Source organism: Tunturibacter psychrotolerans, from assembly GCF_040359615.1.
GTDB classification, from domain to species: domain Bacteria; phylum Acidobacteriota; class Terriglobia; order Terriglobales; family Acidobacteriaceae; genus Edaphobacter; species Edaphobacter psychrotolerans.
Genome location: NZ_CP132942.1, coordinates 3,113,972 through 3,135,189 on the forward strand (window position 1 = coordinate 3,113,972; position 21,218 = coordinate 3,135,189).

The 21,218-nt window shown below is 55.8% G+C and carries 16 protein-coding genes, 1 tRNA gene and 1 pseudogene; 12 read left to right on the forward strand and 6 right to left on the reverse strand.

Annotated features, from left to right (window positions below; all coding sequences use genetic code 11):
• Positions 1–63 precede the first annotated feature (63 nt).
• The 5 genes from RBB77_RS12900 (at position 64) to RBB77_RS12920 (ending at position 7,329) form a co-directional block, all read left to right on the forward strand.
• Positions 64–1,389 carry an acetyl-CoA hydrolase/transferase family protein gene (locus tag RBB77_RS12900; RefSeq protein WP_353062165.1) on the forward strand — a complete coding sequence of 442 codons (1,326 nt, stop codon included), beginning with the start codon at positions 64–66 and terminating at the stop codon, positions 1,387–1,389.
• A 28-nt stretch (positions 1,390–1,417) separates the two neighbouring features.
• Positions 1,418–2,407 carry an AEC family transporter gene (locus RBB77_RS12905; protein ID WP_353067621.1) on the forward strand — a complete coding sequence of 330 codons (990 nt, stop codon included), beginning with the start codon at positions 1,418–1,420 and terminating at the stop codon, positions 2,405–2,407.
• Between the two features lie 39 nt (positions 2,408–2,446).
• On the forward strand, positions 2,447–3,844 hold the full coding sequence (locus tag RBB77_RS12910) for an MmgE/PrpD family protein (RefSeq protein ID WP_353062166.1): 1,398 nt from the start codon (positions 2,447–2,449) through the stop codon (positions 3,842–3,844).
• A 100-nt stretch (positions 3,845–3,944) separates the two neighbouring features.
• Positions 3,945–5,666 carry a ubiquinone-dependent pyruvate dehydrogenase gene (poxB, locus tag RBB77_RS12915; protein ID WP_353062167.1) on the forward strand — a complete coding sequence of 574 codons (1,722 nt, stop codon included), beginning with the start codon at positions 3,945–3,947 and terminating at the stop codon, positions 5,664–5,666.
• A 793-nt stretch (positions 5,667–6,459) separates the two neighbouring features.
• On the forward strand, positions 6,460–7,329 hold the full coding sequence (locus tag RBB77_RS12920; RefSeq protein ID WP_353062168.1) for an isocitrate lyase/PEP mutase family protein: 870 nt from the start codon (positions 6,460–6,462) through the stop codon (positions 7,327–7,329).
• Positions 7,330–7,345: 16 nt separating this feature from the next.
• On the opposite strand, the gene RBB77_RS12925 is transcribed toward RBB77_RS12920, so the two are convergent.
• Positions 7,346–8,263, reverse strand: a complete 918-nt coding sequence (locus RBB77_RS12925; RefSeq protein WP_353062169.1) for a LysR substrate-binding domain-containing protein — start codon at positions 8,261–8,263, stop codon at positions 7,346–7,348.
• A 434-nt stretch (positions 8,264–8,697) separates the two neighbouring features.
• Here RBB77_RS12925 and RBB77_RS12930 point away from each other — a divergent pair, with 434 nt between their 5' ends.
• From RBB77_RS12930 to RBB77_RS12950, 5 genes and pseudogenes are all read left to right on the forward strand, one after another.
• The gene (locus RBB77_RS12930; RefSeq protein ID WP_353062170.1) at positions 8,698–9,273 is read left to right on the forward strand and encodes an isochorismatase family cysteine hydrolase; all 576 of its coding nucleotides are present in this window, start codon (positions 8,698–8,700) and stop codon (positions 9,271–9,273) included.
• Positions 9,270–10,727 carry an FUSC family protein gene (locus RBB77_RS12935; protein WP_353062171.1) on the forward strand — a complete coding sequence of 486 codons (1,458 nt, stop codon included), beginning with the start codon at positions 9,270–9,272 and terminating at the stop codon, positions 10,725–10,727. Before RBB77_RS12930 ends, RBB77_RS12935 begins: the two co-directional genes overlap by 4 nt.
• Positions 10,728–11,117: 390 nt before the next feature.
• Positions 11,118–11,321 (forward strand): annotated as a pseudogene (locus tag RBB77_RS12940) (hypothetical protein); the annotation flags it as partial.
• Positions 11,322–11,370: 49 nt separating this feature from the next.
• Positions 11,371–11,493 (forward strand): hypothetical protein, encoded by a 123-nt coding sequence (locus tag RBB77_RS12945; protein WP_353062172.1) that lies wholly within the window; start codon positions 11,371–11,373, stop codon positions 11,491–11,493.
• A 25-nt stretch (positions 11,494–11,518) separates the two neighbouring features.
• Positions 11,519–11,860: a winged helix-turn-helix transcriptional regulator gene (locus RBB77_RS12950; protein ID WP_353067622.1), complete on the forward strand. Its 342-nt coding sequence runs from the start codon at positions 11,519–11,521 to the stop codon at positions 11,858–11,860.
• Positions 11,861–11,913: 53 nt separating this feature from the next.
• Here the strand turns inward: RBB77_RS12950 and RBB77_RS12955 are convergent.
• The 3 genes from RBB77_RS12955 to RBB77_RS12965 form a co-directional block, all read right to left on the reverse strand.
• Positions 11,914–11,998, reverse strand: a tRNA-Leu gene (locus RBB77_RS12955).
• Between the two features lie 222 nt (positions 11,999–12,220).
• A complete protein-coding gene (locus tag RBB77_RS12960) occupies positions 12,221–12,916 on the reverse strand; it encodes a lipid-binding SYLF domain-containing protein (RefSeq protein ID WP_353062173.1) in 696 nt (231 codons plus the stop codon).
• Between the two features lie 257 nt (positions 12,917–13,173).
• Positions 13,174–15,606, reverse strand: coding sequence for an Orn/Lys/Arg decarboxylase N-terminal domain-containing protein (locus tag RBB77_RS12965; protein ID WP_353062174.1), 2,433 nt, complete (start codon positions 15,604–15,606; stop codon positions 13,174–13,176).
• 79 nt (positions 15,607–15,685) lie between these two features.
• Here RBB77_RS12965 and RBB77_RS12970 point away from each other — a divergent pair, with 79 nt between their 5' ends.
• Entirely contained in the window at positions 15,686–15,940 is a 255-nt protein-coding gene (locus RBB77_RS12970) for a hypothetical protein (protein ID WP_353062175.1), read from the forward strand.
• Positions 15,941–16,218: 278 nt separating this feature from the next.
• Here RBB77_RS12970 and RBB77_RS12975 read toward each other — a convergent pair whose 3' ends face one another.
• Positions 16,219–17,010, reverse strand: coding sequence for an HAD family hydrolase (locus RBB77_RS12975; RefSeq protein ID WP_353062176.1), 792 nt, complete (start codon positions 17,008–17,010; stop codon positions 16,219–16,221).
• A gap of 292 nt (positions 17,011–17,302) precedes the next feature.
• Here RBB77_RS12975 and RBB77_RS12980 point away from each other — a divergent pair, with 292 nt between their 5' ends.
• Entirely contained in the window at positions 17,303–20,596 is a 3,294-nt protein-coding gene (locus RBB77_RS12980) for a serine/threonine-protein kinase (RefSeq protein ID WP_353062177.1), read from the forward strand.
• A gap of 83 nt (positions 20,597–20,679) precedes the next feature.
• Here RBB77_RS12980 and RBB77_RS12985 read toward each other — a convergent pair whose 3' ends face one another.
• Entirely contained in the window at positions 20,680–21,177 is a 498-nt protein-coding gene (locus RBB77_RS12985; RefSeq protein ID WP_353067623.1) for an SPASM domain-containing protein, read from the reverse strand.
• Positions 21,178–21,218: the final 41 nt, after the last annotated feature.

Below are 21,218 nucleotides of genomic sequence, written 5' to 3' on the forward strand. Positions count from 1 at the left end.
ATCTTACACAAGCCCGAACTACGCACGAATCGTCAACGCGGATCGGATCCGGGGGGAAAAATCATGATGGAACCCAAATCGTTTTATCGATCGAAGCTCACCACGCCCGCAGACGCGGTAGGGCGGATTGCCTCGGGAGCCACCCTGTCGATGGGCATGGCCATGACCGAGCCGCCGGCGTTACTCAACGCACTGGCGGACCGTGCCGCCGCGGGCGAAGTCGATGATCTGAAGATCTACTACTTTGAGTCCACGCGTATCGCGGGCGAGTCGATTCTGCGCTATGAGCTTACAGGCCGCATTCATCCCTATTGCATGTTCGTCACGGGAGTCGAGCGTGCCCTGATCAAAAAAGGGATACAGGACGGGGGGCGCAAGGTGCTCACCTACGTTCCAAGCAACTTCCATCAATCCACCCGGCTCCTGACGGAACATATCTGCATCGACACCTTTCTCGTGACCGTGTCGCCCATGGATCGCCATGGGTACTTTACCTTTGGCACGGGGAATGACTACTCCAGCAAGGTAGCTCGCGCGGCCAAGCACCTGATCGTGGAGGTGAACGATCAGATGCCGCGGGTCTATGGTTCGCTGGCGCAACTACATATCTCAGAAGTCGATGTCATCGTCGAGAACAACGCACCGTTATTGGAGTTACCAGTTCCTGAGTCTGCACCGGAGGACGCCACGATTGGCGGGATCATCGCCGAGATGGTGCCGGATGGTGCATGCCTGCAGATGGGCGTCGGTGCGCTACCAAACCTGGTCTGCACGCAACTCAGTGGCCGGAAGGATCTCGGCATTCACACGGAGGCGCTCTGTCCCGGGATGATCGACCTTATCGATGCGGGCGTGGTGACCAACCGGCGCAAGCGGCTCAATTCCGGAAAGACCGTCTTCACCTTCGCCATAGGGCAAAAGGCTATGTACGACTTCCTTGACGACAACCCGTCCGTCGAGAGCCACCCGGTCGATTATGTCAACGACCCGCACATCATCGCCCAAAACGATAACGTCGTCTCGGTCAATGCCGCCTTGCAAGTCGACTTGACCGGAGCTGTCAACGCTGAACACATGCTCGGTCACCAGTACAGCGCAACGGGAGGCCAACTCGACTTTGTGCGTGGCGCTTACGCCTCCTTCGGAGGCAAGTCGATCATTGCCTGCCATTCGACTGCGGCGAAAGGCAAGGTGTCGCGAATCGTGGCTCGGCTGGACGGCCCGGTGACCACTCCGCGCACCGACACGCAGTTTGTCGTCACAGAATTCGGTTGGACGGACCTAAAAGGTAAGTCATCGACGGAGCGGGCCAAAGCATTGATCGCCCTGGCCCACCCCGAGTTCCAAGGTGAGCTCACGGCGGCGGCCAAGGGAATGCACCTGGTTTGAGAAGTTCAGGACAACAGGGCCAACAACCATGCTAGATACCATTTTGAGCGCACTCCTTCCGATGGTCGTCACCTTTTTACTCGGTTTCGTGTCGGCCTGGCGACACGATTTTGGGTCAAAGGATGCCTCGACCCTGAATCGGATGGTGCTTCAATACGCAGTACCGCTGGCGCTTTTTGCCGGAACCGTTATGACGTCGCGCAAGGCACTCAGTCAGGACGTGCCGCTAGTTATTACCCTGTGCGTCAGCATTATTGGCTTCTACTGTGTGGTGTTTCTGTTTTCCCGACTAGTTCTTCATATGCAAGTGAGTAGTAGCGCGCTGGCCGCGCTGACGGCTTCCGCACCAGCAGTGCCTTTCGTTGGCCCAGCCGTGCTCGGCGATCTATTCGGAGGGCTCAGCGCCATTCCGATCGCGATAGCCAGCCTGGTCATCAATCTCACGGTCGTGCCAATCACGATTCTGCTTCTCGCATTGGATTCGACAGGGAGAGATTCAGAGAACAAAAGTTCTGTTCTGCAGGCAGGAAGGGATTCAGCATCGGCTCCTAAATCATACGTCTCGGTGTTCACTGGCAAACTCGTGGAAACCGTCAAAGAACCGATCGTTTGGGCACCGGTCCTCGCTTTCGTTATTGTGTTGAGCGGCCTCCGCATTCCTCAACTCATCGTCCACTCGCTTGCCCTGCTCGGCCACGCATCCGGAGGCGTCGCGCTCTTTGCCTGCGGGATCGTACTTGCATCCGGAAAGATCAAAGTCAACCGATATGTCTTGTTCTTCGTATTCCTGAAAAACATCATTCAGCCCGCCCTGGTTCTGGGTGGTTTGCGATGGATGGGCTATGGCAATCCTGTAGTCAGTGAGGCTGTACTGACGACGGCCATTCCAGCCATGCCTATTGTGCTCATGCTTGCTTTGCAGTACCGCGTCGCACAGGAGGAGGCAGCATCCTCCGTATTCCTCAGCGTAATGGGCTCGATCGTCACGATGGGAGTTTTCATCGCCCTGACGCACTAAACAAAATGGACTTACTTCTAGAAACGGAGAACTCAAATCATGACTCAAGTTGAAGCTCTCGCAAAGTATGCCGCCCGCGCCTCCTTCGCCGACCTTTCGGCCGAATCACGCAGGCAGTTACCAATCCACATTCTAGACTCGCTAGCTTGCTGCATCGCCGCACTGGGCGCCGCCCCGATCAAGGCTTGTCACGAGCAGGTCGCGGAGTTCGGCGGCTCCAGCCCCTGCACGTTGATCGGCGGCGGGCAGGCGAACCCCATCTACGCAGCGTTCTGGCACACCGCACTCGTACGCTACGTCGATTTTATGGACAACTTCCTGGCTCAAACCGAAACCTGCCATACCGCGGACAATTTCGGCGTGGCGCTCACCATCGCCGACTACGTTGGCGGCAGTGGACGCGATTTGATGCTCGCAGTGGCATTAGGCTACACGGTGCAGTCACGTTTTGTTGATCGCGCCAACTTCATGAGCAGCGGCTTCGACCACACCGCGCAACTGGCCTTCTCGCACAACGCCGCCGCTGGCCGGCTACTCGGTCTGAGCGAGCAGCAGATTGGACATGCCATCGCGATGGCCGCGGTCAGCGACGCTTCTTTCGCTGTTGTTCGTGCAAAGCCGCTGTCGCAGTGGAAGGGCCTTGCATCGTCCCAGTCGGCGCTCGGCGCCATGAACACGCTGTTCCTGGCCCGTCGAGGGGTGCAAGGGCCGCTGCAAGTCATTGAGGGCCCCTTGGGCATTGATCACCTCCTGAGGATGAAGATCAACGTCGATTGGGACAAACAGGGGTACGAGGGCGTCGTGGAGAGCACCATCAAGAAGTACAACGCGATGATCCACACCCAGTCCGCGGTCCATTGCATGGTCGAACTTGCGAAGCAGAACAAAATCGATCCCGACACGATTGTCTCGATTGAGGCAGAGGTGTTCCAACTCGCCTTTGACTTCGCCGGTGGAGGCCTCTACGGCGTGGACAAAGTCATCCGCATTAAGGAACAGGCGGATCACAGCCTGCCGTACCTGCTTGCGGTGGCCCTGCTTGACGGCGACGTGATGCCGGCGCAATTCAAACCAGACCGAATCATCAAACCCGACGTGCAGGGGCTACTGAAGAAGGTTTCGGTCCGGCCAAACCACGAATACACGGAGCAATACCCCAAGAAAATGCCGGCCAAGATCACCGTCCGGCTGCAGGACGGGAGAGTGATTGAGCACGATGTCCAAGACTACCCAGGCCTCGCTTCCCATCCGTTCACATGGGAAGACGCGGTCCACAAGTTCGACGCGCTCGTGACCGGTCGCGTCGACGAGAGGCTATGTCGCGAGATCAAAGATGCCGTGTATTCGGTAGAAAATATCCAGGTCCGGGATCTGATGAAACTGCTCGGCGCCGTCAAGGCAGGCCACGCGACACTAGCGTCATCGAACGCAGCCTGAGAAACCGCAGAAGACAGATCGAAGATACGTTTGCAGTAACCGGTTAAATTGGGCGCGAAATCATTAGCAGGCATGGATGGGGAACACAAGGAGTAGAGCCATGGCAAAGGTAGCAGAAGTACTTGTTCAGACGTTGATAGAAGCCGGTGTCAAGCGGGTGTACGGAGTTGCCGGCGATTCACTAAACGGCATGATGGAAACGATCCGCAAGAGCGACAAGATTGAGTGGTTACACGTACGCCATGAGGAGGTGGCCGCCTTTGCGGCAGGAGCCGAGGCACATCTCACGAACGAGATCGCTGTCTGTGCCGGCAGTTGCGGTCCAGGAAACCTCCACCTCATTAACGGGCTCTTTGATTGCCATCGCAACCGTGTCCCTGTCCTTGCAATCGCAGCACAGATTCCGAGCCACGAGATCGGCAGTGGGTACTTTCAGGAGACCCATCCGGAACACCTGTTCAAGGACTGCAGTTACTACTGCGAACTGGTGTCACAGCCGGAGCAGATGCCGCGCGTCCTGGCCATCGCCATGCGAACAGCCATTACCAAACGCGGTGTAGCTGTTGTGGTGATCCCCGGAGATATTGCATCGCGTGAATGTCCTGCACCGGCCATCTCCTTGGGAATTCTGGGATCTGCATCGACAGTCCGTCCCTCGGACGGCGAGTTACAGAAGGCAGCGAAAATTCTAAATAGTGCAAGCAAAGTTACTATCCTCGGCGGAGCTGGATGCGAAGGAGCGCATGATGAACTGGTCGCTGTTGCTCAGCGGCTGAAGGCGCCCATCGTGCATGCGATGCGCGGAAAAGAGTTCATCGAGTATGACAACCCATTCGATGTAGGAATGACGGGACTCCTCGGATTTTCCTCCGGCTACCACGCCATGATGAACTGCGATGTGCTGCTCATGCTCGGCACCGACTTCCCCTATCAGCAGTTTTATCCAACGAATGCAGAAATTATTCAGGTTGACATTAGGGGCGAGCAGATCGGGCGACGCACACCTGTCAGACTTGGGTTGATCGGCAAGGTAAAGGACACCCTGGAAGCACTCACTCCTCTGCTCGAAGAGAATACCGATGCGTCCTATCTGGACAAATGTATCAGCCATTATCGCCAGGCACGCCGGGGACTGGACGATCTCGCGATAGGAGAGCCTGGACGAACTCCGATTCATCCGCAGTACGTCGCTAAGATCGTTGACGAAATTGCCAGCGAGGACGCAGTCTTCACCTGCGATGTGGGCACGCCGACGATCTGGGCCGCTCGTTATCTGCGAATGAACGGCAAGCGAAGGCTTCTCGGTTCTTTGATTCACGGCTCGATGGCAAATGGCCTGCCGCAGGCGATCGGCGTACAGACGGCGTATCCCCGGCGGCAAGTAATCAGCCTTTCAGGCGATGGCGGGTTGGCGATGCTGCTCGGAGACATATTGACCCTCAAGCAATTGAATCTTCCAGTGAAGCTGGTGGTATTCAACAACAGCACACTGGGTTTCGTAGAGCTTGAAATGAAGGCCGCCGGCCTTATTGACTATGGCACAATCCTAGTGAATCCCAATTTCGCGAAGCTGGCCGAGTCGGCAGACATACTTGGCGTCCGAGTGGAAAGTCCGGAGGATTTGAGACCGGCTCTCGAACGCGCCTTTGCACATAACGGACCGGCTCTGGTCGAAGTGATCGTGAACCGGCAGGAACTCTCGATGCCTCCCACGATCAGTGCGGAGCAGGCATTGGGTTTTGGCCTTTATATGATCCGCGCCGTCATGAACGGTCGAGGAGACGAGGTCATCGACCTCGCCAGAACGAATGTCTTTCGTTGAGCGAGGAAGATAGGAATTTTTCCAAAAAGATGCCTGCGAGCACAGAAAGTCTGGGAGATGAAAACACAAGGATTACTCCCATGGAAAGGTAGCAGAGTATGGAGGATCGCGTGTGCCTGCACTCTACTCCCGTTCGTTGCGTATGCGCAGCGTGCTCCCGGTTCCTGACCGTCCGTGGGAGAGCGGCCGCCTGATCCGGCGCTGGCCGCCCTTGTCGTGCCTATTCCTCAAGCAGGAGCCAACGACCCACCTATTGTAAGAATCGCTGTTTCTCTGGCTACTCTGAGCGCCTACCTGCGTGAGGATGTTTTGCTCGATCTTATTTTCTAACGGCTCTTCAGCGGAATCGTCCGTGGTATAGGCAGTATGCAGATGAGCGCCCCTAGTGCTCAAGAAACCTGGAGCTGATAGAGCTTCGGAACGCAATGGCACAGTGTGCAAATATCATTCCTCAATCCAACGAATACCAGCTTGTATAAATGCGAAACCGCAGACGTCAGATCGCCGAACGGGAAAGGAGAGATTCAAGTGGCAATTACATCAGACTATTGAGCAGGCCTGAAAGATGGCGCTCAGAAATCAACTGTCCGATATGCCCGGCCAACCGGACAATTTATCAAATAAGTGTAGGCATATTCAGTTGGTGACAGATGGCCGAGTCAGTCAATGAGAGGCAATGTGAGTTTCTTCATTCCAATAGAGCGCAGCGAAGCCTTCGGTCAGAGTCATGCATCTTAATCGTGTGCGAATGGCGGTTCCTGCTCCACTCTGCAGCTAAGAAAGGAAGTGCTTTATGAATTCAATCCATATCGATGCCCTGCGAACGATACTGGCGACCAAGAACGGCACTCTCGTGCCTGGTGCACCTAATGCATTGGCGGCACGTATCATCGTCGACCTCGGGTTCGAGGCGGTTTATTTGACCGGCGCCGGGTGGACCAACATGCATCTGGGCCTGCCGGATCTCGGCTTTATGGATCTAAGCCAGCTCGTGGACCATACGATAGCGATCCGCGGTGTCGTCGATATGCCGTTGATCGTCGACGCTGACACTGGTTTCGGAAATGCGTTGAACGTCGCCCATACCGTCAGGACATTGGAACGTGCGGGAGCAAGTGCGGTGCAACTGGAAGATCAGGTAACGCCAAAGCGTTGCGGGCATTTCTCTGGCAAAGAACTTGTCCGCTCCGAGGAAATGGTTAATAAGGTCAAAGCCGCCGTCGATGCGCGGCGCGAGAATGTCGTCATCATTGCGCGAACCGACGCCCGAGCTGTCGACGGCTTTGAGGCCGCTCTCGAGCGCGCCAGCCGTTACATCGAAGCAGGCGCTGATATGACGTTTGTCGAAGCGCCCGAAGAACTTGACGAGGTCAGCCAGATCCCCACACGGCTCGCAGTTCCGCAGATGCTTAATATGGTCGTTGGTGGCAAGACACCTATTGTTGGGCGCGAGCAAGCCGCAGAGATGGGGTTCAGCCTGATCCTTTACGCGAATGCCGCCCTTCAGGGCGCTGTGCAGGGCATGCAAACCGCGTTGCGGGCGCTCCGTGAAAGAGGCTCGCTCGACGAAGCGTCCGGCCTCGTTGCCACGTTCGTTGAACGCCAGCGCCTCGTCAATAAGCCACAATTTGATGAGATGGAGAGACGCTACGCGCATGCCTAAACGCCGCTATGGAAACCTATACTGACTCAACTTTGAGTGAGCTTCGGATGAACTTCTTCTTGCTGCGAATGAAATCCAGAAATGCCGTCTTCACTACGTCGTCCCGCTCCGGCGACCATGCCATGACCAACTCGATCGTGCCAGTGGGCTTTGTTAGAGGACAGATGGCCAGATCAGAGAAACGGAAATGCTGAAGACTGCTTGGAATCAACGTCACACCTTCCCCCGCCTGGATTAGAGTGAGAACGCTCGAAATTAAATTGGACGTCTGCGCGATCTTTGGTACAAATCCGGCCTGAGCACAGAGCGCAATGATCTTGTCGAATATCGTTGGCGCTGCGCTTCGATCGCACACGACGAACCGTTCGTCAGCCAGTGCAGCAAGTTGGAGAGGCCTGCCTGCTTGTCGATGACCTGCTGGCAGCACCGCTACCAGCGGATCCATATAGAGCATTTCGGAACGCAATTGCCTGTCATAGGGAGGTTCAAGAGGCCGCGTGAACGCCACGTCGATCATCCCTTTGAGGAGCGCCTCTGACTGCGTCACAGACATCATCTCCATCAGGGATAAGTGCACGCCGGGGTACAGCTCCCGGAACGCGCGAATGACACCGGGAAAGAATGTGCCGGTTCCCCATATAAGGAAACCTATCGAGAGCGAGCCGATCTCTCCCCGCGCCGTGCGTTGCGCCACGTCCACGGCTCGATCGGCCCCCGCCAGCAATCGACGTGCCTCCTCAAGAAATTTCTCCCCGGCAGGAGTGAGGCTCACTCGGGATTGCGCGCGATTGAACAGTGTCACGCCAATCTCCTGCTCGAGATCCCGGATCTGTGCGCTGATCGATGATTGAGAAGTATGCAGCGCTCGTGCCGCGCGATTGAATCCATTCCAGTCTGCGACCGCACAGAAATAGCGAAGATGCCGCAATTCCATAGACTTACCCCTATCTCTATTATAGAACGCTCCGTTCGAAACAAAGCGTCGCTACCTATCGCTCAAAACCTAATCTATTTGATTGTCGGTTCCGCGCAAGAACAAATACCGGACTGCCACGGCTACGACGATGAACCTTCTTCCTTTGGAGGGAACGACCGATCATGTGGATCATAAAATTGCGCTCACGCGGCCTTATATCTTCATCATGCTCCGCACTGCTGATTCTTGTCCCCAGCTTTCCGAACATCGACATTCCTCGTGGTGTCGATGGCATTCGGCGGAAGAGATACTGCGCATCTTTCAAAACCGTTATGCGGGCGGCGTCCTGCGGGTCAAAGCTCTAGGAAGAGACTGGAGCACAGCGAAACTTTCAAAACTCTAGAGCAAAGATCTCATCTCTCACGCAACAACAAAAATCGAAAGGAAAAAAGATGACCACAGCATTCATTGGTTTGGATTACATACACGATATCGTGCACCCAGATGGCAAGATCTCACACACTGCAGAGCATGCACTTAGCCGCGGCGTAATCGAGAAGGCGAATCGCGCCCTCGCGATAGCTCGTGGCAAGGGCTGGTTGACGATTCTTGTTAAGGTCGGTTTTGCGAAGGGTTATGTCGACCATCCGAAGCACTCCCCGTTCTTCGGGCGGCTGCATGAGATCAAGGCGCTTGAGATGGGATCGCCGGGATTGGACTTTCATCCCGACATCCGTGACGAACTTGCTGACCTGGTGATTGTGAAACCGCGCATCAGCGCTTTTTATGGCACATCGCTGGATGCCGCGCTGCGCGCGCGTAAAGTGGACCGAGTAGTCGTGGCGGGTGTGAGCACAGCGTGGGCGGTTCAGAGCACGGTGCGCGATGCGCATGATCGCGACTACGAGGTGTACGTGCTTGAGGACGCTTGTGCGGCGGCGACTGAGGCGCAGCATGACTCCTCAATGGAGTTGCTGGGCGCGATTGCCAAGGTGATCCGAGAGAATGATCTGGAAGGTCTCTCGTGAGTCCGAAACTACGCTACGGGTTCGAGGTAGATCGCGTAGCGGTCGCGCGTTCCGTGATGGTGCTCGCTCCCATTGTTTTGCTGGCTTTGATTTCCGGCAAGAGCATTTGGTTAAGCACTGCGATTGTGACCATCTCTAGCTTTATCGCCATGGAACGATCGGGACTGGCGCCGCTTGGCGTGGTTCTGCATGGCCTGGCAATTTCTGTCGGCTACATCGCCCTTCTGGCGTCGCAGGCCACGCCTTCGTTGTTTGTGGCCTGCTGCGCCTTGCTCGCGGTGGCTCCGATTCGATTGCCAGGACAGGATGAGAGGTTGCGATCGGCGGGGAGCTTCACGTTTATTCCGTCACTTTACCTAGCCTGCGAAACAGAAGAGTGGAGTATGCGGGGAACTCCGCTGCATCGCGGGGTGCACTTTCTTCCGATGATGCTCGTGGCTCTAGTGCCGGTTCTTGTGCTATCGGCAATGGAGCATTTGAAGGATCGCGTTGCCGATACGAGCTATCGACAGCATTTCGGGAGAATGCTTCGGTGGGAGATGGAAAATGGGGCGCAGCCGTATGCCGAGGCTATGATTACGGTGATTCTTGCCGTAGCAGTCGCAGCCGCTACAGTTGTGTGGCGGCATCTGGATCATGGGCAATGGGTAATATGGTCGGCTGCCAGTGTCATCACGGGGGACCTTGCCAGCGGGCGCAAAAAGATGTGGGACCGACTAGCGGGCGCCACGATTGGTGTTCCAGTAGGAATTGGCGCAGGGCTTTTGCTACCTCACGGCCACTTTGCGTATGGATTGGTGTCCCTCGCCGGAATACTGACGCTGGTCGCGCTGCGCCCGTATGTATTCGCTTTCGGGACGCGTTGTGCGTGCGTTTCGCTGGCATTGGTGCTAACGGGAGAAACCGCTCTCACCGCCGCGGAGCGAGCTTCACATGTGTTTCTCGGGGGGCTGATCGGGATCGCTCTGACCATCGGAGTACGAATTGTAGAACGTGGCACCATTCGGAGGAAGGTTATGTGGACGAGATTATGCGCAGTCTGTAAGACACTTATGACAAAACTGCGATTGTGGATTCGCAGCAGTGGCGGACGATGCAGCAATTGCAATCGACAGTGTCTATTTGAAGGGAACATTGGGAACTATCACAACCCTCGCGCGGACCGGCCAGCGCTCGAAGTCATTGGCGAGTTCACGACCTGTGCGGCGAAGTTGTATTGGATCGCTCTCGTCCTCACTGGTGATGAGAAGACGGCGGCGAGAGCCACGGAATCTGGCATAGATGGCGTCGCTAATTCACGCACAGTGTTTGGGGACTGGCTGTGCGCATGGTCTGTGCGCGATGTCATCGAAGCCTGTGTCGCGCTCCGCGAAGAGGACCTGAGGATAGAAGAGGCTCGGGCGTATATTGGCGTGCGAAACGGGTCGAAGGATCGACCATCGCAGTGCAGCTAGCCCCACTTTCAACTGAGCGACTGCGACGGGCACTTCTGCTACCTCCCTTTGTTTCCAAGGTTCGTATATGTGCTACGGGTTCTGGAGGGGTATTCATTGCCGAATGTTGCGTCGATCCTGCACGTCGATAAAGAAGCGTGCCAAGCCGCCCTAGACTATTCTTTCGGAGCGTTCGCACAAGCCTTGATGCCTTTTGCGAGTCTCTAAATGCTTGTCTGCATGAATATTTATGGGCGTTTGAACGCGATGGAACCCTGCGAAGGATGACACGCAATCTTAAGGTTCTCCATCTGGCCAAAATCTAGCCGACTTCACTTGAAATCGACCTTCAGAAATACCGGCTGTCCACGCTGACAGTGATTTAGACTTCATACTTTCTGCGCCACAAAAGTCGACATTACTGAGGCACAGGATTTGTGGCGCATGATCCGCAGTGCTCCGGGAAAGGTCGATGCATTGGTAGAGACACCGTTCTGTGGTTTTTCTTTAGAGGAGTTCGTGACAGCATCGCCTCGTAAGAATCTGCTTCGCACTAGTGACGGCTGTATTCTAGGCTCTAGTCCCTGGAACCTTTCGAATGGGAAGGACAGCTAACTTGAATACTGCATTTTTGTTCCCGGGACAAGGAGCGCAGAAACCTGGAATGATTCACGAACTCGTTGATGATCCCGCTGTCGAATTGACGCTCGACGAGATCAGCGACGTTTTGAGAAACGATGTTCGTCTGCTGGACTCGCCTGAGGCTTTGAATTCCACAGCAGGGTAAGTGGAGGATACACATCCTCTGCATGATGAGAGACGGACCTGTTCGTCTTGGTCAACTTGGACGACGGATTCCGACGGCATCGAAGAAGGTTTTGACCGAAAATCTTAGAAACCTCGAATCTGCTGGACTGGTGGTTAGAACGGATAAGAGTCGCCAAGTCCGGCACGTCGAATACGATTTGGCGGAAGCCTCTAAGTCGGCAACGCATGAACTCCTAGATCACCTAGGAAATGGGGAGAGGTTTATGACCTTCCCAGGCGGCGGCGTCCGCTGGAGCCCTAAACAAGGCTATTTCCGCGAGCCACACACCGTCGTCACAATTCTCAATTTTCTGCAACCGTTACAAAAACAGTTACAGTGGCAATAAATAAGGCCAGCCGGTTAGGTCTGGCCTTCTCGTAACTTATTGATTCTTTGGATTGGTGCGGAGGAGGGGACTTGAACCCCTATGCCTTGCGGCGCTAGCACCTCAAGCTAGTGCGTCTGCCAATTTCGCCACCTCCGCGCTTTGTCTCGACGCTTGTGAGCGCGAGGTGCGGTAAGCAATCCGAAGGTAAGTATAGCATCTGCGACGGGTTGAATGGGAGTGGGTGTGGATAAGGTTTTACGAAGCCACGCAAGAAGAACTGGCTGCCTCACAAAATGGTGAACCAAGCGAATAGACCGGGAGGATGACATCTGCTGAGAGTTGACGTCATCCTTCCTAGGCAAGACTTTGCTGATAGTTCTAGTTCGCTGACGCGGAACGCTTCGGCGATGCTTTCCGTAGGATGCTGTCCAAGGCTTTTCCTGCCGGTGTTACGGTTACGGCACCCTCGCGGACGATCTCTGTCGCGGTGATGTTTTTTCCGTAGACGGCCTTGTTGGCGTCATCGTCGGTGTCCATGGAGGCGCTGGCGATAGAGGCTCCGGCAAACAGACCGCCTTTGGCTCTGGAGTAAGTGAGGACGTCGACGCCTGGATCGTTGGCAGCGACTGCCTTCGCACCGGTTGGCCCGGCTACGGCGGTTGCGTCAGCACCCAGTTTGAGCTTGCCGGATAAGATCTTCTGTGCCCCGGTTTTGGTTTCGACCAGCAGGACGTAGTCTGTGGAGGAACTGCCCAGTTGCAGCCCTAAGCTGCCGACATCCAGTTTGTACATCGCGGGAGCCGACCAGGGACCGTTCATGTCAGTGCCAGAGCGGCAGATAATGACCCCACGTCCGTAGGTTACGCCGATGCCAATCCCAACTTTCTTGACAGCGGGAAACACGAGAACACATACAGATTTATCGAGCAGATTTTGAGGGATTCCATCTTCCTTGGCAAGGATCTGTTTCAGAACCTCGGCTGAGTCACCCAGGCGATTGTCGATCTTGTTTTGCGCGACGGCGGGCAAGGTGACTGCAGAGCATACCAGAGCGACTAGTAGTTTCTTGTTCATCGGAGGACCTTTCTTGGTTTGTTTTTCGGAATATTGGCCGGTCGTCGTAGCTGTTCAATGCACATAGAATTGACCAGCCTCAACCGGTGAAACTTATCGAAAATACCAGGCCGTGATGCAAATGGGAGGAAGAGTTCGGCAACGGTAAGACAGAGATCAACCGCCATCGACTATGGTGGCAAGTTAAAGGGAAAGACCTCTTCTGTCAACAGAAAAGGCCTTTGGACTTGGTTGAGGGGGCACGGGTTACAAGCAAGTTACCGTTCTGACCCCAGCCCGCTACCGGGGGTGACAGGGGAGGTCGCAGGTGTGCGCTTCCTCTTCTTGACCGGCGGTGCTGCGTTTGGCGGGCGCTGTTTTCCGTGGCCGTTACCGTTTTTCTTTTTGCCGGGGGTTTCGATCACTGCGCGCATCCAGTAGTTTCCTTCTGCATCGGTCTCGATGCCGTGAACTTCGCGCTCGAAACCGGGGAAGCGCTTGCCAAACTCCTCCATCGCCAGAATGAGCTTGATGACAGGGCTTTCGGCACTGCCGAGGCGCTCGCCGGGCATGGACATGGGGATACCTGGAGGGTAGGGAACGAGCATGACTGCGGCGATTCGGCCAGCCATCTCGGAGAAGCGGATTTTTTCTGTTTCGTGGCGAAGAAGCTTCTGGTAAGTCTGGGCAGGAGTGAGGATGGGGTCGAAGTCTTCGTCGCAGGCGTCGTTGACGAGGCCGGAGAGGTTGAGCTGAACCATCGCGGCGTGCATCTCGTCGGAGAGCTCTTTGAGGGAGACGTTGCGATAGCGGTGGGGAAAACGGGAGACGAGTTCCGGCAGGGCCTCTTCGAGGGACGCTTCTGAGTCGTAGAGACGTTTGAACTCGAAGAGGTTTTCGAGCAGGGCGCCCCACTTGCCTTTCGAGGTACCGACCGAGAAGAGGACGAGAACGGTGTAGTCGCCGGTGCGGGCGATCTCGACGCGGCGGCCGTCGAGGAACTCGGTGACGATGGCTGCGGGGATGCCCCAGTCGCTGACCTTGCCCTGAGCGTTGACGCCTGGGGTGAGGATGGTGACCTTGGTGGGGTCGAGCATGCAGTAGTCGTCGGCGATGTCCTCGTCCTGGAAGCCGTGCCATTCTTCGCCAGCTTTGAGGGTCCAGGCGCTGGAGCGATTGGTGAGGAGGCCGTCGGCAGCTTCTTCGAGGAGATAGGTCTGTTGGTCGAGGGGATCGAAGACGTATTCGGGTTGATAGAGGCGGAAGAACCAGCCCTGCTCGGCTGCGCGGAGACGATGGCCGATGGAGGACATCGCTTTGCGAAAGCTGATGGCGTCATGCAGGGTCTCACTCATCAGAGTGGGTCCGGCGGGGTCGTCCATCATGGCTGCGGCTACATCGAGCGAAGCGATCAATGGGTAGAACGGCGAGGTGGTGCCGTGCATCATGAACGACTCGTTGAACTGATCGAAGTCGAGGTTGGCGCGGGGGCTGAGCTTGACGTGGATCATGGAGCCCATCGAGAAGGCCGCCAGCATCTTGTGCGTGGATTGCACCGCGAAGATTGTGGGGCGGTCGGGCATGTCGTCCGGTACGCCCATGGCGAAGCGTCCCTGGTAGATCTCGTGAAACTTGGCGTAAGCGTACCAAGCCTCGTCGAAGTGGATGCGGGGGACGGATTTCGAGAGCTCGGTCACGACACGGTTGACGTCGTAACAGAGGCCGTCGTAGGTGGAGTTGGTGACGACGGCGTAGGTGGGGTTCTGGTTGGCGACGCCAGTGGTGAGTGGGCTCTTATCTATGATGCCGCGGATGAATTCGGGACTGAATCGCTTGAGGGGGACGAGGCCGATCATGCCGTAGCCGTTGCGCGTTGGCTTCATATAGACCGGGCGTGCGCCGGTGACGGTGAGGGAGTGGCAGATGGACTTGTGGCAGTTGGCGTCGGCTAGAACGATGTCGTCCTGTGCGATGACGCCGTGGCCGACGATCTGATTGGATGTGCTGGAACCACCGAGTACGTAGAAGGTCCAGTCGGCGCCGAAGATACGGGCTGCGTTGCGTTCGGATTCTCCGGGAGGCCCAAGGTGGTCGAGCCAAGAGCCGAGCGGCGCGGTGGAGATGCCGAGGTCCGAGCGCATGATGTTTTCGCCGAAGAATTTGTGAAACTCCATGCCGACGGGGTGCTTTAGATAGGCCACGCCGCCCATGTGGCCGGGGGCGTCCCAGGAATAAGCGCCCTGGTCGTTGTACTTTTTTAGCTCGCGGAAGTAGGGCGGAAGGAGTTGCTCGTGGTAGCGCTCGACGGCGAAGTCGACGCGGTTGGCGATGAAGGCGGGGGTGTCGCCGAAGAGATGGATGTACTCGTGAACCTGCTTGACCACTTCGAGAGGAAGTTCGCTGACTAGAGTGCGGTCGGCGATGAGAAAGATGGGAATTTTTTTGTTGCGGCGACGAACGGCGCGGAGGATGGCAAGCGCGGCTCCTTCAGCAAACTGGTTCTCGCCTTCGAGATCCCAATCCAGAAGGATTGTGCTGTAGGAAGGATCGGAGGTGACCAGGGACAAACCGTCCTCCGGCGTCGAGGTGCGGACGACCTCGTAGCCTTCGAGACGGATGGCCTCGACGAGGCGCTCCATGGCGCGGTCTGAGACGGAATCCGTACCGCCAACTTCACTCGCAATCAATAAAACCCAACGACCTTCGCTCATTACACCTCACACTTCTTCTGGTTTAGTCCTCTTAGATGTTACAGGGAAGTTTTGTGCGAGGTTTATGGAGTGTTAATGTGTGGGGATTTTATTGCTTTACGGCGCTGGCGCACCGGGAGAACGCAAAGGAGAGGTCTTCGGCCACGGCGTTCAGGAGCTTCGTTTCGACGCAGCGGCAGTTGAGATAAACGTGCGTCGAGCAGGTGCCGCAGACGAGAGTGAGCTGCTTTTTGAGGGCTTGACGTGCACGATGATTAGCGCTTTGCCGAATATCTTCCGCAGTCGCAGTGGAGTCAACTCGCCTGCGCAGCAACGAAAAAAGAGCTCTCGCTGATGCAAAAGCCCGATGAGGACGTTCGTGGACATGTTTCGAGAGGTAGGAAGCGGTGTGAGATCGTCTCCACACCGCTCCGGTTCGTTATTTGGGTGCATTGCAACTGCAGTCAGCGTCGCAACACGAGCATTCGGCGCAGGCGCAGATAGGCCAGCAAGAGCATTCACAGTTTTTCACAATCATAAAACTCTCCTTGTGTCCGGATTTAAGATGCGAACAAAATAGAGGGCGGAAGAAGGCCGAAATCATTACAGTTGGAGAGTGGAAAAGGGATGTCGCTAAAAGTGTTGGGTGAGATCGGCGAAGCTTGCCAGTTCGAGAAGTTGTTGGCCAGCCGGGGGCTGGTTGACGACTTCGTGTTCGAGGACCCAGGTGAAGTCGTGGGGGATAAAGATGGCGTTCAGACCTGCAGAGAGTGCGGGATTGACGTCAGAGCGTGGACTATTGCCGATCATCCAGGTTTTGCATGCATCGCAGCCGTGCTGAGAAGCTAGCGAGAGATAGGCCTGAGGGTGTTTTTCAGAGAGCACCTCGACTGCAGTGAAATGGGGGGCGAGGCCGGAGCGATGCAGTTTGTCGGTCTGTTCGGTTTGATCTCCCTTGGTGACAAGGATGAGGCGATGGCGGGTGGCGAGTTCGCTGAGGGTGGGTGCCACATTGGGCAGGAGCTCGATTTCCTGCTCGGCGATTGACTGGGCAAAGCTTTCGATGCGGTGGTGCTTCTCATCGGTCATCGGAGTGTCGGTAAGTTGCTCGAAGCAGGTGATCAACGATTGGCGGAAGCTGTGAAGTCCGTAGCCGTGGGTACGGATGGTGTCGTGCTCGACTTGATTGAGATGGCTTCGCACCTCTTCGGCCGTGTGGACGCGGTGATCGAGGTAGGAGACGAAACTGGTAATCGCACGTTCGAAGTAGATGTTGTTCTCCCAGAGAGTGTCGTCGGCGTCGACGAGCAGGGTCTGGTTGGCGGGGCGGCGAGTGACCTGATTGGGGGAGTTCACAGGCTGATTATAAGGCGAATAGTGCTCCCGATTCGACGCAGTCAGAGAACGAACAAGGGCGGATGCCACGCTTGGGGGATGTATCCCCGGCGTGGGGTATGCCAGAGTTGAAAGCAATGATTAGTAGTGTTCTCGCGCACATGGAGATGACGAATGCAGGATTTACTCACGATCGCAGACCCTCTGTGAATGTGGGTTATAGAGTATGGAACCCTTTCGAAGTAGAACTTAGAACTTCCATCGATGGTCAGTATGATCAAGTCGCACAAGATCTTACGCTTGCGATTTCTGTTGTGAAGTAACGCAGTTCGGACGTATGAGTGTTGATCGACGCTGAAAAGATAGAAGGCAGACCAGAGGCATGATTCCAGAGAATGGCCAGAGGTTCGGTCCGTACGAGATCCTGGGCAGACTGGGCAGCGGCGGTATGGGCCTCGTCTTTCGTGCGTGGGATGAGCGGCTGCATCGCCAGGTCGCGGTGAAGCTGCTCCATGAGAGCTACAAGATGCCAGGGATGCGTGAGCGCTTTCTCCAGGAGGCGCGGGCGGCATCTGCGTTGAATCACCCCAATATCTGTACGGTGTTCGATATCGGCGCACAGGAGGGCACGCCATATCTGGTGATGGAGTTGCTCGAGGGCGAGACAGTGAAGTCCCGGATTGAGCGTGGCGCGCTTTCGTCGGAGGAGATTGTCCGCTATGCGTTGGAGATCTCCGACGCGCTGGCGGCAGCGAACACCAAGGGCATCGTACACAGAGATATTAAGCCGGCAAATATCTTTCTGGTGAAGATGCCGAATGGAAAGAGCCAAGCGAAGGTGCTGGATTTTGGTCTGGCGAAGATCGGGCTTGAAGAGCGTGGGGGGTGGGAGTCGCGGACGCTGGATATGACGCTGTCCGGGGCGACGGTGGGAACGGTGGCGTACATGTCACCCGAGCAGGCGCGAGGCGAGTCGCTAGACGCACGATCGGACTTGTTTTCGCTGGGTGTCGTGTTGTACGAGATGGCGACTCGGCGGGTTCCATTTGAAGGAACGACGAGTGCGCTGATGTTTGTTCAACTTCTCAGTCACACGCCGGATTCGGTGCGCACCTGGAACGAATCGATTCCGCGTGAATTGGAGCGCGTCATCTTTAAACTGATGGCGAAGGACCGGACAGACCGATTTCAAACGACAAAGGAGTTGCAGGAGGCCTTGAACAAGGTCGGCGGCAAACTGGGTCGAGGAGGATGGCTGCACAAGGGACCGATGTCGGCCGTTCCGCTTGTTCGTGCCTATGATCCGGTGGCTCCGCATAAGGGGCCGAAACGCAGGTCCGAGTCGGGTCAGGGCGGTAAACCGGCGTCGCCGCAAGCAAAGTCTTCAGGTGATAACAACAGCCTCGTCCGTATTGCTCCCGATTCTGGAAAAGACTATGCGAGTGTTATAGATGGCTCGCGTTCGATGCAAGCAGGGGCTCCGGCATTTGAAAATGCGTATCCTCAGTCGCAGCTTCGTTCGGCGTACAGTGTTGCGACGCGAGGCGACTCTTCGCAGGATGCCGTCGACGAGGAGGTTGATCCAGCTGCGTTGGCGGCAGCGAGTTTGCGACACGGGGCATCAGTTCCGCTGCGGTCTTCGCCCGTACTGACGACGTTTGACGGCATTGAGGACCTCGTTGGGAAAGAGCTACCGGAGTGGTCGCGTTCCGAGGACGAATCCTTCGCGGAGTTGGTGGCGGAGCAGACGAAAAAAACGCGAGTTCGGATGGCAGTCGCAGTGGCCGTAATCCTTGGCGTCGCGGCGGGGGCCTCTCTGCTGATGGGCAGAAGTCTCTTGCGACCGATGGTGCTGAAACGGAGTGATCGTTTGCTGCTGACTCTTATCCAGAACAAGACCGGAGATCAGACACTGGACGGAACGGTGATTCAGGGTCTTGAGATCGCGCTGCATCAGTCAAAGACTTTGAATGTGCTCGGTGGTGACGCATATCACGGGGGAGTGAGCCAGATCGAGACGGAGAGCAGCGGCGCAGTGATTACGGCGCCTGTGCAGAGTGTCGCACAGAAAGTTGGTGCGAGGGTCTATTTGTATGGAGAGATCACTGGATCCGAGGCACCCTACACGATTAGTGTGGATGTTCTGAGGGTAGATTCGAACGACAAAGTGGCGAGTCTTGATGTGATTGCTGCGAGCAGGGAAGAGATTCCGGCTGCGATCGGTCGACTAGCCTTGGCGGTGCGAAAAGAGATTAGTGAGGATAGTAAAGCCGACGTCGAAAGAAGTGTTCCATTTGTCGAGGATGCTTCGGCGAACCTGGAAGCGTTGCATGCGTATTTTTCAGGTGCGACGGCAGAGCGGGATGGGCGAATCTTCGATGCATTGAAGGCCTATCGAGAAGCCGTCAGTTTCGATCCAAAGTTTGTTCAAGCCCAGATGCGGTTGGCGTGGCTCTATCGCGAAGAAAAGGCCGAAGTTTCATCGGCAAATGCAGCTGGATTGGCGCGTGAAGCGGCTGCTCGCGCTAGTGATGCGGTGAAACTGCTGGCTCAGTTTTGTTTTGAGATGAACGGTAGTGGAGATCTGACGCATGCTACCCGGACGATCCACGAATACGTGCTGAGGTATCCGCTCAGCGTTGACGGGCAAAAGGGTCTAGCGTTGACGTTGCGAATGCAGGGGCTGTTTCCGGAGGCTCTGCAAGCGGCGCAAAAGGGATATGAGGAAAACCCGTTCGATGCGGAGACGTATGTGGAGGCGGAGCGAGATCTGATTGGGACGAATCGGTACGGCAGTGTTCTCGAATTGAACTCACAAGCGGAACGCACTGGCGTTGCGAGGAATGCCAACATTTTGACAGCGGCTCGCCTAAATGGAAGGGAAGATCTTGTGACCGCACAGGTAGCAGAGTTGGAAAATGCACTCGCTATCTCAACGCCGGCCGATCGCATGCAGGTGACGTACGCGAATTTGGCCAATTACGCCATGTTTCTGGATAACACAGGAAGGAGAAGCACTGCGGTGGAACTGTGGCGGAAGACCGCCGCGAGAGTTAGCGACGATAGCCAACTTTTGGGCACGCAAGCATATTTTTTGGCGCAGGGTGCACTGGATCAAGCTTTGGCTGAGAATTGCACTGTCGCTCTCTCGATGGTTGAGGATGTGAAGGGCTTGCAAAAAGGACCCAATGCGGTGTTTGACGCGGGGATGGCAGCCGCTCTTTGCGGTGATCAGCCGTATGCGGTGAAGACTGCCGCTACGCTGCAACAGGATTTTCCGCGAAATACTGTGGCGATCCAAGACTATGTTCCCGAGTTGCGGGCTGCGGCTGAGATTGGGATAAACGAGCCGGAGAAGGCCCTTCCGGGTTTAAACACAAGCGCACAATACGATCAGTCATTACTGGCGGTATATTTGCGTGGGATGGCTCATGCAGCGTTGGGCCAAGCGCCGCTAGCCGGCATTGAGTATGAGTCGTTGTTGGCTCGCCAGGGTGAGGCGTCGATGCAGCAAGGAGATGTTTATCCGATGGCGGAGATAGGCGTAGCGCGGGCCTACAAAAGCGGTCGTAATCAACTCGAAAGCATCGAGGTGTATCGCAGGTTCTCAAAGTTATGGAAGGATGCTGATCAGAATGATCCTCTAGTAACTGAAGCAGTGGCTAGGAATAAATAGCCCGCCACGAGTCAGGACGTTTAATTCTAGTTATAGACGCAGCAGAAGTTCGTGCAATAACTAGATTATATTGAAAAATATATTCAGATGACCTGGGCGTCCGGAGTGTTCCTTGCCAGTCTGTAGTTCAACGAACATACACATCGCTTGCAGATTGCGTTGGTCTCCACATCGAACGAAGCCCTGAACTCTCTTGCCCGATCTCCATTGACTACGTCTTCTAGAGTCGAGTGAGTCATGTTTCCTATTGAGTTGTGAAAGAAGCAAGGACGGACCTCACCGTCGATTTCAACGACGGCTGAGACCCAGGGAGCGTTGCAAAGGGGAGCCTGGGGAGAGAGTAGTCCGAGATGCTCGCGGAAGCGACGTGAGATCCTTCGCAGCTTCGCCGCTGACTCGGCAATAAATCTTCGGTTGATGTCCATTTCAAAGTCTTGAATCATCAGTTCGATTTCAGCTTCAAGATCAATTGTCTCTTTGAGGGTCAGACCAATTTGGTTTTGTTTTTCGGTAGGCCATATCAGAAGACGGTTGAAGGCCTCGGAGGTTAGATCTGCTGCGAGAAACGAGATGGAATTCAAGCCCCAGGTTTTTGCTGCAGTGACTGTCTCTCGCAGATGAC

Excerpts from the sequence above, each read along its gene's own strand:
- RBB77_RS12900 (WP_353062165.1), top strand. The coding sequence starts at position 64 with ATGATGGAACCCAAATCGTTTTATCGATCGAAGCTCACCACGCCCGCA.
- RBB77_RS12905 (WP_353067621.1), top strand. The coding sequence starts at position 1,418 with ATGCTAGATACCATTTTGAGCGCACTCCTTCCGATGGTCGTCACCTTT.
- RBB77_RS12910 (WP_353062166.1), top strand. The coding sequence starts at position 2,447 with ATGACTCAAGTTGAAGCTCTCGCAAAGTATGCCGCCCGCGCCTCCTTC.
- poxB (WP_353062167.1), top strand. The coding sequence starts at position 3,945 with ATGGCAAAGGTAGCAGAAGTACTTGTTCAGACGTTGATAGAAGCCGGT.
- RBB77_RS12920 (WP_353062168.1), top strand. The coding sequence starts at position 6,460 with ATGAATTCAATCCATATCGATGCCCTGCGAACGATACTGGCGACCAAG.
- RBB77_RS12925 (WP_353062169.1), bottom strand. The coding sequence starts at position 8,263 with ATGGAATTGCGGCATCTTCGCTATTTCTGTGCGGTCGCAGACTGGAAT.
- RBB77_RS12930 (WP_353062170.1), top strand. The coding sequence starts at position 8,698 with ATGACCACAGCATTCATTGGTTTGGATTACATACACGATATCGTGCAC.
- RBB77_RS12945 (WP_353062172.1), top strand. The coding sequence starts at position 11,371 with ATGATTCACGAACTCGTTGATGATCCCGCTGTCGAATTGACGCTCGAC.
- RBB77_RS12950 (WP_353067622.1), top strand. The coding sequence starts at position 11,519 with ATGAGAGACGGACCTGTTCGTCTTGGTCAACTTGGACGACGGATTCCG.
- RBB77_RS12960 (WP_353062173.1), bottom strand. The coding sequence starts at position 12,916 with ATGAACAAGAAACTACTAGTCGCTCTGGTATGCTCTGCAGTCACCTTG.
- RBB77_RS12965 (WP_353062174.1), bottom strand. The coding sequence starts at position 15,606 with ATGAGCGAAGGTCGTTGGGTTTTATTGATTGCGAGTGAAGTTGGCGGT.
- RBB77_RS12980 (WP_353062177.1), top strand. The coding sequence starts at position 17,303 with ATGATTCCAGAGAATGGCCAGAGGTTCGGTCCGTACGAGATCCTGGGC.